Source organism: Brevibacillus fluminis, assembly GCF_003710825.1.
Lineage (GTDB): Bacteria > Bacillota > Bacilli > Brevibacillales > Brevibacillaceae > Brevibacillus_D > Brevibacillus_D fluminis.
This window is the reverse complement of record NZ_RHHQ01000006.1, coordinates 194,080-206,345: the sequence shown is the minus strand read 5'-3', so window position 1 is coordinate 206,345 and position 12,266 is coordinate 194,080. Positions and strand designations below refer to the sequence as shown.

General features: G+C 53.0%; 8 protein-coding genes. 1 reads left to right on the top strand and 7 read right to left on the bottom strand.

The genetic code is table 11. From position 1 onward, the window contains the following. Positions 1–432 precede the first annotated feature (432 nt). The 7 genes from EDM56_RS06645 to EDM56_RS06615 all read right to left on the bottom strand — a co-directional run bounded on the left by EDM56_RS06645 (position 433) and on the right by EDM56_RS06615 (position 11,030). Positions 433–759, bottom strand: coding sequence for a YnfA family protein (locus EDM56_RS06645; RefSeq protein WP_122917107.1), 327 nt, complete (start codon positions 757–759; stop codon positions 433–435). A gap of 186 nt (positions 760–945) precedes the next feature. Next, positions 946–1,239, bottom strand: coding sequence for a hypothetical protein (locus EDM56_RS06640; protein ID WP_122917106.1), 294 nt, complete (start codon positions 1,237–1,239; stop codon positions 946–948). 20 nt (positions 1,240–1,259) lie between these two features. After that, positions 1,260–2,900, bottom strand: a complete 1,641-nt coding sequence (locus tag EDM56_RS06635; RefSeq protein WP_122917105.1) for an SWIM zinc finger family protein — start codon at positions 2,898–2,900, stop codon at positions 1,260–1,262. Between the two features lie 4 nt (positions 2,901–2,904). Beyond that, a complete protein-coding gene (locus EDM56_RS06630) occupies positions 2,905–6,408 on the bottom strand; it encodes a DUF4132 domain-containing protein (RefSeq protein WP_122917104.1) in 3,504 nt (1,167 codons plus the stop codon). A 55-nt stretch (positions 6,409–6,463) separates the two neighbouring features. Next, on the bottom strand, positions 6,464–7,603 hold the full coding sequence (locus EDM56_RS06625; RefSeq protein WP_122917103.1) for a VWA domain-containing protein: 1,140 nt from the start codon (positions 7,601–7,603) through the stop codon (positions 6,464–6,466). Continuing rightward, positions 7,588–9,969 (bottom strand): DUF5682 family protein, encoded by a 2,382-nt coding sequence (locus tag EDM56_RS06620; RefSeq protein WP_122917102.1) that lies wholly within the window; start codon positions 9,967–9,969, stop codon positions 7,588–7,590. The genes EDM56_RS06625 and EDM56_RS06620 overlap by 16 nt, the downstream gene beginning before the upstream one ends. Beyond that, positions 9,930–11,030, bottom strand: coding sequence for an ATP-binding protein (locus EDM56_RS06615; protein WP_122917101.1), 1,101 nt, complete (start codon positions 11,028–11,030; stop codon positions 9,930–9,932). The genes EDM56_RS06620 and EDM56_RS06615 overlap by 40 nt, the downstream gene beginning before the upstream one ends. Positions 11,031–11,459: 429 nt before the next feature. Between EDM56_RS06615 and EDM56_RS06605 the strand changes: the two genes are divergently transcribed. Further along, positions 11,460–12,236: an NUDIX hydrolase gene (locus tag EDM56_RS06605; RefSeq protein ID WP_122917099.1), complete on the top strand. Its 777-nt coding sequence runs from the start codon at positions 11,460–11,462 to the stop codon at positions 12,234–12,236. Positions 12,237–12,266 lie beyond the last annotated feature (30 nt).

The window sequence follows — 12,266 nt, the reverse complement described above, 5'->3', positions numbered from 1 at the left end:
AAAGCACTCAACACCATGACATTCCCATCACCGGCATCACTGTTTACCGTACCAACCATTGTGCCGTCCGGTCAGACACGTAAGTATTGGATTGTGGTTTGCCCGATTCCGGCGTTCAAGGTTGTCTGTATATTTCTGCTCCGGATGATCGCGCTGTGCTCATTTAACGCATCCAGGAAAATATTTTTTACTTCCATCATACTATATATGGAACGAACTTCATCTCATTTTCTTTTCGCGTATCAAATAATCGCCATAAGCTCTGCTCGGAACAGCGTCTTGCAGGCTGGGAAAGCACAGATGGATCGCTTGCATGAGCGGGACAGAAACGGACCGGTTTAGGTTCGGTTTCGCCTCAGGAATTGCAGGAAGCCTCCCCTCCGTCCAATAGCTGTAATTGGCGGGGGAGCCTGCATTCGGCCGTGCCGCAGATTAGTGCCGCGGCGCCCACAGCATGATCGACACGCCTACAATGCAAAAAGCCGCTCCCGCCCAGTCGTAAGCATCCGGTACCTTTCGATCGACCCACCAGCTCCAAAGAACAGCCAGCACGATAAAGACGCCACCATAGGCCGCATACACCCTGCCAAACGACGGAAAGGTTTGCATCGTTGGGATGATGCCATATGCAATTAAGATAATGCTGCCCACAATGCCAAACCACATCGGCTTGCCTTCCCGCAGCCACAGCCACACCAAATAGCCGCCGCCGATTTCAGCCAGGCCAGCTACCAGAAATAAAACGATCGCTGCAAACAAAAAACATCTCCCCCAGAAACTCGCGTAGACAAATTTTTATGACATCTGTGTTTTATCGACCATACAATCAATTCCTCTCCCCAGCAACCCCTCCATGCAAAAATAAGGCCTTTCCAGAGAAAAGAGCCCCTGTCCGCACAGGAGCTCACTTGTCATCCCATCATGTTTTGTTTTCCGTTTTGCCCGTTACGGTTGGTTCTCTTCAGCGCCCGTCTCTGCCATGCTCACATACTGGCACAAGTAAAAATAACGGTGAACCAGCTCCTCTACATCGGCCCGGCTATCCCGGACATAACGGGCGCCCGCTTCCGCCAGTTGTTCGAGCAGCAAGGCGAGAAAGCCCATGTCCAGCTCTCTTGCCTCATCACAAAGGGCGTGAAGTTCATCTACGTCCTTAGCATCCGTTTTCGCCAGACCTTTCACCAAAAGCCGTTCGCTCCATTCGGTCAACCTATCGGCAAGCTGTGCAACTGCATCCATGCCACCTTCCACCCCCACGCTTAAAAATCCAGCTTCAGATTGCTGAGCGATGCATCCTTTAACAAGCTGATCGGCTCAATCGCATCGTCCACCTGTTGAGCAAGGATATAAAAATCCCGCAGCCCCAAAAGCTCCCGACTCTTTTCGAGAAAGCGAACGCTGCCCGCCCACTCTTTGTTGTAGGGAATCGTCAGCGAAAGGTAATTTCCCCCCGCATCTTCGACCATGATAAGGAAGTTTTGCGTTTTTTGCTCAAAGCGCGTCTCCGCCACATGGCTCGCTTTCAGCAGCATCAACTGCTCGCGGCGATCGGTGAAAAGCTGCCGCCCTTCTTTGCTACGCACTTGTGCCCAATCGGTTACCACCAGCTCGCCCAGCTCCACATCCTCAATCCGCATGCGCGGCTTAATCGCGATGGAAGTCTCCTCGCTCGACGAAAGGCGGCGCTCCCGGTTGACTTTGCAAATGGTCGCCACAAGCTGCGCGCTGGCGATCTGCTTCATCGTCAGATCGTAATTCCACGTCGAACGCTTGGCATACTGATCGGCAAATAAGAAGGAAACATCCTCATAATAGACAGGTCTCGCCTCGGTATACGTATAGATGCAACCGTCATCCGGCGAGTAGAAATAATAGGTGATCCCCTTGTACGCCGAGCGGGTTTCCCACGGATTGGCACCCAAAGCGTACAGCAGCAAGCGCGGAATCGGGTAGTATCTGCTTTTGAAGCGTCCGAGCAGCTGCGCTTTCTGCTCCACGGTAGCCGTTTTTTGTTCCAGCGCTTCGAGATTCATATAGGCGCGCGTCAGCCGCTTGCGAAACAAGTCCTTGGAAAAGCGGACATGCCGCTTGAAAAACAGCCCCAATTCGCCATTGATCCCGCGTATCTCCCTCTCCAGATTCGGTAAATTTCCATTATGCGCAGCGATCGCCAAAACCTCTAGACGATCGCAAACCGATTGCGGCAGCTTGGCTAGACCGGTGGTAGCAATCTGCGCGATGAGCGTGCGGGTATCGGAGACGACATCTGCCGAATAGGTCACATCGGCCGTGTGTTGATGCAGCGTCTCAAAATCCGTTACCCCATGCCGTATGCGGTAGCGGATGAGCGCTTCCAGCCGATGAATGCAGCCCGCCTTTTCCTTGCAGCTGCACATGCTTTTGGCAATGTCCGCCTCTTCCAAAAACGAGACCTCCACGCCTTGAAAGGTCAACGTAACGGTGAGAAACGCCCCCTGTGTAATCGCAAGCTCTTCTTCATAGTGAATCCGGAATAGCACCTCGTCGATTTGAGACTCTGTAAAGTGGCGGCAAAGCGTATCGATCGGCTGCGTCAGAATCCAGCTAAAATCTGCCGTCGGTACTTGCGCGTCGATCCCCTCCTGACGGTGGTAGGAGAGGATGGCGATCAGCACATGCTTGCAGATTTTATCGGATGGGCATGTGCAGCGAAAGCGCTCGATATCATCGGTCAGCTCACAGACCGTACCGTCATCAAGCGTGCACGTCACTTGGTCCGCTTGGAATTCGTACGTCACCTGAACGCCCTTTTCCAATTCTTTTTGCGCCCGGTTATACAAGCCTTTGTTTGCGTATTTAATCAAGTATTCTTCCGTGCAAAGAGCGACAAAGCGATGAAACTGTGTCGAAAAGTCCGCCATACGCCTATTTTCCCGTCGCCCGCTTGATATCGTAAATGGTTTCGCTGAAAACGCGCGGGGAGATGTCCGCAATCGCAAGGCGCTGGTCGCGCTGGTAATAGTGATAGCGATCCCGCTTGTTGCGGTAGAAACCGAGCTCTTCCAAGCTGATATCGTCAAGCCCGTCATAATAGGTGATGCTCGTACCGCTGAATGTAAGCTCGACGATCATATCGCCGTACTCTTTGTAAAACTCGTGATACCAGCCTCCATCCTGTGCCATTCCTTTGTACCACCCGTATTTTTCCAGGCTTTTCGGGAATGCCGTCGGCGAATACTCGCCTTCGGTGAACCGAGCCACCTTGTTGCTCTTCGTCTCCTCATCCGTCGGGAAGAACAGCTCGCGGCCCAGCTGTGCGAACGGCTGTGTAATTTCATAATCGTCGAGCTGCGTCTGCCATGCGTCCCGCTCGTCTGTCGTAAGCTCGATCGGATGGATGAGGCCGATCATCGCATCGTCCTGCAGCTCGTATTCGTCTTCGTCCACGGTATTGAAAGTCCCGTCATCCATATAGCGGAACGTATCTTTCAGTCCGGTGTCGTCATACACGCCCCAGATCAGCCCGATAGCGAATTTCTGCATCAGCACATTGTCCACGAACAGGCTTCTCCATGCCTCCGTGTTCCACACCCGATTTTTAGACAGCGATTCTTCCAAGCGGAGACCCTGGATGGAGATGAGGTTTTTCAAGTCTTTTTTCAATTGGGCAAAATCCGCCTTGGCTGCTTCCGCTAGTGCGGCATCGTCTTTTTGTCCCACTGCAGGCAAGCTTTTCACCGCTTTGCCTGTCTCGTCATTCATGATGACCAAAGCGAGCTCATTGTTGACCTTGACCGTGAAGCTGCGTGGGCCATAGCTGAACACTCGCTTTCCAGTCGCATCGAATCCAAGCGTGGTGACCAGGCGATCCTCCAGCTCCTCCGGTGTAATCTGCAAATTGTTGGCGGCCATCGCCAACGCTTCAAACGCGGCGTTTTTTACCTGTCTGTTTTTGACGGTCCGCTTGACGTGGTCGATCGTGCGCAGTGCGGCGAGCTCATCCATGAAGGAGAGCGCCCGGACTGCATCAGAGGCGAGCGCACCGCGGCCGATGTCCGCCCACTCTTTGATCCGGGAGGCGAGCACGTCGGTAACGCGACGATCGCCAAGCCCCGCCGCGAGGAACATGACCCATTTTTCCTTCGCTACCGCATTGTTGTCGATCCAGACGTTGAGCACGTCAAGCGTCAGATCGGCGAGCGAACGCGGATCAGCGCTTTCTTTCAATGCGAGCACATTCGGGTTGGGACCTGTCGTAAAATCGATGGATTGGGTCAGCGCGTACTCAATAAGCTCCCGGCCGAGCTCATTGCCATCGTGATCCTTGATCGGTGGCAGACGGTCGATGGCGAGCCATTTCAAACGGGTAAGCTTGCGTTTGTCCACCATCGCGCCCCATGCAGCCTGTGCATTCGCCGATTTTTGGCCCTCCAGGTCGAGCATGTTTTGGAGCATCGTTTTGAACTTGTTGTTCGTCTCTGCTGCCAAAAGCTCCTGAAGCACCTCCCGATGGTCAGGCAGGGTGCGCAGCGCATCGAGGGCGAGCTCCTTCACCTTTGCCTTTTTTTCCGCAAGGTACACCCGCACAAACAACGCTTTGTCCTGTGCGCTAGTGAACGTGGCAAGCGCAAGCCCGCTTACTTTTTTCGAGCTGTCCTGCAGCCCGAGCACGATCGCTTGCTCGAAATGCTCGGTGTGCCCGAGCTTCTTTTGTTCCACAACGGTTTCCATGATCGAAAGGCGCGCATCGGCCCCAAGCTGTGCGTAATGCGCGAGCGATTTGCCCAAATTGCCCGCGATGACGGCCTTGTAGGTTTGTTCAGGCGGGCTGTAATAATACGACGAGCCCTTCATGTTGAGCAGTTGGAGCAAAAATTGGTCCGCGTTCGCTTCCGGCTCATCTGCGTATAGCGCTAGCAGCTGAACCGGATCGAATGCGTACGAGGTGAACAGGGAATAAATCAGCCGCATGTTTTCTTCATTCGCCTTGGCTCTGCTCAAATAAATAAAGAAGCGGCGGTACAGCGGATGATCCATCCCAAGAAACGTGAGCAGCAACAGAGACCCTTTTATGTCATGGGCATGAAGGCCTCCCTGATTCCCCTTTACCTGTTCACCCGCTTGGAACAGCTCTTCTAATGTGATGCGTTCAGTAAGGAATTGATAGAGCTTGTGCAGGCGGCTGTCTGCTTTCAGGGAAGACAGCACGATCTCCTCGAGGCTATCGTCGAGCTCGATGCCGTGGTCATACAGTGTTTTGTACAAAAACCCTTTGAGCAGCGGATCGGACACCAATTGTATGGCACGCTCCGATTTGGCAGGTTCGGCGAGCGCATGAGTTTTCAGCACATCCCATTCAATTTGATAGGATCGCAGCTCATGTGTCAGGTGGATGATGAGGCCATATGGCTCCGTTGTCGGCACAAGCCCGTCAATCAGTTCATCCGTGCGCTTTGTTTCGCCGTAGTCAAACTGCGTCAAATCATAGATGAGATCCAGCGGAATGATTTGGTACTGTATCTTTGCAGCGTCCAGGAGCAACCGGTCGATCACATCTTGTTTATTGCAAAAATGTGTTTTACCACCGTACAGATTTACCCGATACAACAGCGCGGTGCTGAGCAAAGTGGAGTAAAGCTTGAATTCAGAATGGCTGAGCAATTTCTCTTGACTTTTGTCAGGTGCAAACCCCGCTTCTGCGCAGACGCGTGTAACCTTTTCTTTCAATAGCTGGCGGTCCAGATTGATCAACGACGTGCATTCCTTGCGAGGGAGCGGATGGGTCGCAAGCTTCTCATTGACCGCCGATAGCTCACGGCGTACTTCATCGTCGTTTTCAGTCAGCACCGCGACCAGCAGTGGATGAAGGCGCGACTTGGCCGGTTCGAGATAGCCGGGTTCGACACGCAGCAGCGTGTGCAGCATGACCATCATATGAACGGCACCTTTCGTCACGGAGTACGAATTTTTCAAGCTGGATTGGTATTCGCCGAGCAACTCGTCGAAATAAAAATCGAGGACAGATAACCCCATATGCTCTTTTACCGCACGAAACTGGGCGAAAAGGTGCTCCCCTTTTTCCTCCGAGTCGCGGCGATCGCGGCTCAACCCAACCGCTTCAAAAAAATCATCGAGAATAATGCGCAGCACATTGCTTTTCTGCCGCTTGTTGTCGGTTGTGCGGAAAAGCACGTCAGACGCGCGGTAAAACGTTGCATCCATGCCACGCTTCCCGATTTTTTCCAGTGTCGACATCGTATCGTACGCGTACATCTTAGGCGTGACCAGGATGCTCGGAAACTTTTCGGTTTCGCCGGAAACATAATCCGCCAGCTGCTCGTAATGATCGGCATCCAGCTTGTATTCACGGGCAAATTTATCGGCAAACTGCGAGATAAGCGGTTCGATATTGCTCTTTTTCAGTACCATTTGACTTCCTCCTCTTTCCCCAACTCCATGTTCTCTTTTGGTCGTAATCGCTTTATCAGCGGATGATTTTGCCGATCCATTGGGACAGCTCATCCGGGGTGATCGCCGCCACATGCGCGCCCATATCGGCCAATGTGCGGGCGGCATTTTTGTTGTAGACAGTGTTACCTGCGAAATCCAGCGCTGTCAGCACGAGGAACGTGCAGCCCGAATCGATGATCTCCTTGCTGATGCGGTACATTTCGTGGATCGGGTAGCCTTCCTCCAGGTCGCTGACCAGGATAAAAATCGTTTTGGCAGGGTTATCCAGCAAGGTTTGGCTGTACTTCAACGCTTTTGCGATGTGCGTTCCCCCGCCCAGCTGTACGGACATCAAGAGATCGACCGGGTCTTCCAGCTGGTTGCTCAAGTCGACGACCTTCGTGTCAAAAATGACCAGATTCGTTTTCAGCGCAGCCAAATTGTGAAAAATACTGGCCATTACGGCGCTGTAAATGACCGAATCCATCATGCTGCCGCTCTCGTCGACGGTGATAATGATATTCCATTTGTTATGCTGCTGGACGTTGCTGGTAAAATACAGCTCATCGATGATCAGCCGCTTATTGGCGCGGTCATAGTTTTTCAGGTTTTTGCGGATCGTCTTTTTGTAATCCAGATTTTTCATCGATTTGACATAGCCGCGTTTGTGTCGGTTGCGCTTGCCCGTGATGCTGGCATGAATCTCGGATTCCAGCTGCCGCTTCAAGTCGTCAACCACCCTGCGTACGATGTCCTTGGCGCTTTTTATGACCTCGCCCTTCATATAGCCTTTGAACTGTAAAATGTTTTTCAGCAGCGCCATGTTGGGCTCGAGCTTCTCCAGCACCTTCTTGTCGGTTAAGAGCTCAGTCATTTTATATTTTTCAATCGCTTGCTTCTCCAAAATTTCCACCGTCTTTTTCGGGAAGATCGTTCGGATCTTGTGCAGCCAGGTGGGCACGGTCAGCTGGGAGGCGCCCTGCCCTCCACCTTTGCGGTAGCCCTGGTCCTCGCCATATTCGCGGTTGTAGAGATAGCTTAAAATGTCATCGATCTCGCCATAGGCGAATTCGGATTCCTGGTAGCCCTCCGCCTCCGCAAGCGATTCCCCCGCCCCTTCACCGAGAAGCAGCCGCCAGCGGTTCAACGTTTCTCGATTTACGTGAGGCTCCATTTGGCAAACTCCTTTTGTATGGCTTGGTCCAGCTCGCGCGCCTGCCGCAGAGTCTGTCCGTCAATTGCGGGGCGGACCATTTCCTCCACGGTCGTCTGAAACAGCGTCGCGACTTTTTCTGCGATCATGCTGATTTCCATCGGGGTGAAATATGTAAACGCCAGCCGCAGCTCGGGAACGACCTGCAAAAACGCCTCATGCGACAAGCTTTCTATCAGCTGATTCAAGTCGGCGACGAGCCGCTCGTCGTAGAGGAAAATGTCTCGTGCGACCGTAAACACGCCCTGTAAATACTGCGCGGTGGCCAGCATGCGATCCGGCGTACCAAAAATGTAGCCTCTCGCCCTGCGCGCAATCTCCTCCTGCGCAAGCTCGCCCCGATCGCACAAGATGGCGGTAACGACGCCTTCGAGCTGTGCAGGCAGTTGATCATGGGCGAGCAAATCCCGCAGCTGATCGGCAAAAATCTCGTCCGCTCGCGATTCGTCCCCTTTGCCCGCGAGCATATGTAAATATTTCAGATGCTCGGCGATTTCGGCCAATTCATCCGGATTGGGCTGGGTCAACTCATAAATTTTGGTCACGGCGTTGTAGTACGTTTCATCGATCAGCTGTGCCAGTCGCTCGGTCTCCCGCAGCGCGAACAGGCGCCTCTGGTCGTTTAAAATCGACAGCGTTTTGAGCGTCTGACAAAGCGAGGTAAAGCTTCCATCATGCTTGACCGAATCTTCCACCAACGCGAACAGCTTGGCCCCCGTCTCCTCCAGTCCCATCAAAATCGCTTGCAAGAGCCAGCGAGCCGCTTCCTGGCTCTTGTGCAACGGCAGCTGTTTGACCACTTCCTCCAGCCGATTGATCGCCGCCTCCTTGATCGTGCCGCCGTAAAGCGAGTTTTCGATCAGCCGCGCCTCGACGTAGGATGAGTAGCTGTAGTTCCAGCTTTCGCGCACCAGATTGACGTTGCGGTAGTTTTTCCAGTCCGGCCCCGACTCTTTTTGGCAAAATTCCACCTCCATGAACTGCAGGCAGTGGAAAAACTGGCTTGCTTGGCGATGCGACTCTTTGGCGTACAGCTCCAGCACCTTTTGGCTTTTGCCCGTCGTCTTCAGCTGCAGCTTCTGTTTTTTGCAAATCTCTTTAAAATCGCGGACGATGGGCACATCCAGATCATTTTTGGCAATTTCGCCGATCACATCGCCCATCATCAGCTCAGCAAGCGTCTCGATTGGCCGCTCGGTGGCGATGGACCGCTCCCCTTTTGTAAATGCGGTGGTCACACCGTCCAGCAGCTCGTACGCACCACCCTCCGACTTTTCGCGCAGCACGGCGAGCCCTTTGACCAGGTTGAAGCCTTCGATTGCGTCCGCCACTGAGACCGTCTCGCCTTTAGCCCGCAAGTTTTTGAGCAGCTGGGCGAGGAAGCTTACGGCGCTCCTGTGAAACGGCTGCTGTTCTTTTTTCTGGATTGCCTTCCAGACGGTATCGTAGTAGTTAACATAAGGCATTCCGCTCGCGTAGCCGCTCAGCTGGTCAGCCTCGCGGAACGTGTAGACCATCGGATATACCTTTTCATCTTTGATCTGCTTGACCTGATACGAATGGCTTCGCTCCTCGATCAGGCCATATGTATGGAAGCCGCCCGTCACGACGAGGATTTTGCCGTACTTTTCGCGTGCCGCTGCGATGCACGTTTTCATGTGCGCCTCGCGAATCAGATGCCCTTCTTCCGCAAGCGTCTCCTCTGCATAGCATTGACGCGACAGGTAACAGTAGGCGAACACCTCACGGACGAATGCATCGGTCGGTTTGCGAATGCCGCCGATCTCAAACACACGCTCCCACAATTCATCGAAATTGCGGCAGTGCATCGACTCGCATATCCGCTTGATGAACGCAGAGCTGGTCAACAGCTTTTCGTCCTGATACGATACCTTTTCATTCTCCCGTTTGATGTCGTGCCCATGCTCCAGGCTTTCGAGCCGGCTCCCATAACCGAGATCGATGAAACGAGCGGGAATGCCGAGACGGCGCGCTTCTTTCATCGCCACGTACTCGGGGGAGTAATCAAGCAGCGGGAAATAACACGAATAGTTGTGCTGTTCGGCCGAGTAGGCGTAGTAAATGCTGACCGGTGGCTTGGTATCTTCATGCGCCAATACATCAATGATGTGGTTGCTGTTGTCCGGACCCTCGATCAAGATAATCTGCGGCTGGTAAGCCGCGATCGTCTGGAGCAAATGATAGGAGCAGGCGGGACTATGGTGACGGATCGGGAAGTAGACGACCTGCTGAGTAAAATCAAAGACACGCGATGCAAACAGCTCCGCTATCGTATCCATTTCTTCTCGTTGTAATACGCTTCCCATAGGCCCGCATCCTTCGCTCGTTCTTTCACTACCTTCGAGAAATAGGTCTTCAGCACATTGATATCTTTGTGGTTTTCTTTGGCGACGGCGCCAAGCATGTTCTGCACCAGCCTCTCGAGCGAAATCGCCTTATCGTCATAAAAGTGAGCGGTCATCGCGCTTTGCACATAGACGGACACCGCCTCTGCCGTGCTCATCACGGTTTGCGGCGTGTCGATTTTGTAGCCTTCCCGCGTCTGTCCCGTGCGCAGCTCCAAAAACGTCGTCGCCAAAATTTCGATGATCTCCTGATTCAGCTCGATGTCGATGCCGCTCTGCTGCAAAATGTTACGCGACTGGGCTTCGATGATCTGCGCCTCCATCTTTACATGGTTGATCGGGAAAATCGTTTCGAAGTTGAAGCGGCGCTTCAAGGCGCTGCTCATTTCATTAACACCTTTGTCGCGGATATTGGCGGTCGCGATGATGTTGAAGCCAGGTTTGGCGAACAAAATGCCGTCCGCAAGCTCCGGAATGTTCATCACCTTGTCACTCAAAATGCTGATCAACACATCCTGCACCTCAAACGGACAGCGCGTAATTTCCTCGAAGCGGGTGATGATTCCCTTCTTCATCCCGGTATACAGGGGCGACGGGACCAATGCCTCATACGTAGGACCTTTGTCGAGCAGCATCGCGTAATTCCAGGAATATTTGATCATGTCTTCCGTCGTACCCGCAGTCCCTTGGATCGTATTGGTGCTGGTGCCGGAGATCGCGGCGGACAACAGCTCCGACAGCATCGTCTTGGCCGTTCCTGGTTCCCCGACCAGCATGAGCCCGCGGTTGCCTGCTAGAGCGACCACTGAGCGTTCAATCATCACATCGTCGCCGTAAAATTTTTTGCTGATCGTCACGCTCTCTCCGTTGAGCTTAAGCGGCTTCGGGGTTCCCAGAATGAAATCGCGGACGGCCTTCGGCGACAGGAGCCAGTTCGGCGGCTTCGCACCCGTGTCGTTTGCCCGCAGTGCCTCCAGCTCTTTTTCATACAACACTTCCATTGGCGGTTTCATCGTTTCCATGCTCGCGTTCTTCCTTCCTCTCCTCTATTGCGTTACTCCGTTGCTCCCTTTACTTCTATTTGGCGGGCTTCGGAAAAATGATACGGTACGGTATGACTTTGGCGAAAATCATTCTCAATTGCCTGCATATGTTTTGCACGCGCGCGGATATCGCCCGTTTTTTCGAAAATGTCAGTATTGGTCCATACCTTTCCATCATAGCAAGCGGAATTTTCCCTGCAATGGACGAAAAGTATGATTTTTCCAGTTTGACGTAATCGCGCTTGTAAGTCATACGTTCCGGCTCAGCGCTTTGTTTCGGCCTTTTGGGCCAATCGATGGCGAGTTTGTGAAAAATAGACGTAGTTATTTTTACTACATCATATTGACACGGTTAGTTTTACCATGTATAATTAGCGCATGAGCAACCGCAGGAAGGATGAAGCAAAAATGGCCACTGAATCGACCACACAAAAAAAATACCGTTCTCCCGACGGCTTGCCGACTGATATTTGCCTCTTCACCATTACGACCGAGCCGCGGCGAGATACGAAAAACAAGGCGCTCCCCGATCTGACGCTGAAAGTATTGCTGATCCAGCGCGATCCAAAAAGCGACCGCTTCCCAGGTTATTGGGCATTTCCCGGCGGGTTCTCCACCGAGCACGAAACCATTGACGCATGCGCGGAGCGCGAATTGCGGGAAGAGACGCATCTCTCCCCTGAGGCGGTCCATATCGAGCAGCTACGCACGTACTATGCGCCGGGACGCGATCCGGGCGGTTGGATTCCGACGGTCGTCTACTACGCGCTGGTCAACGAAAGCCGTCTCAGCGGGTTCAAGGCCGACGACGATGCAGCAGACGCACGGTTGTTTTCCGTAGAGGAAGCGATGGGCATGCAGCTGGCGTTTGACCACAACCTGATCCTACAAGACGCCTTGCAGCGTGTTCAGGAAAAGATGCTGCAGACCAATATCGCCAAAGAGTTTTTGCCCCGCGAATTCACGCTCTCAGAGCTGCTCAAGGTGATCGAGACCGTCGTCCCGAGCTTTCAGGCGGACCGTTCCAACTTCGGCAAAAAGCTCGTGTCGACACAAGCGCGCAAAGGGATTATCGAGATTGCCACAGATGCGCACGGACGAGAAAAGTATTCCAACAGCACCTCACAGACAAAAGCAAAGCTTTACCGCTTTACCGACTATGTTCCACCGTTGACCATCTACTAATTTTTTTGAACTATGATATGGTAATTTTAA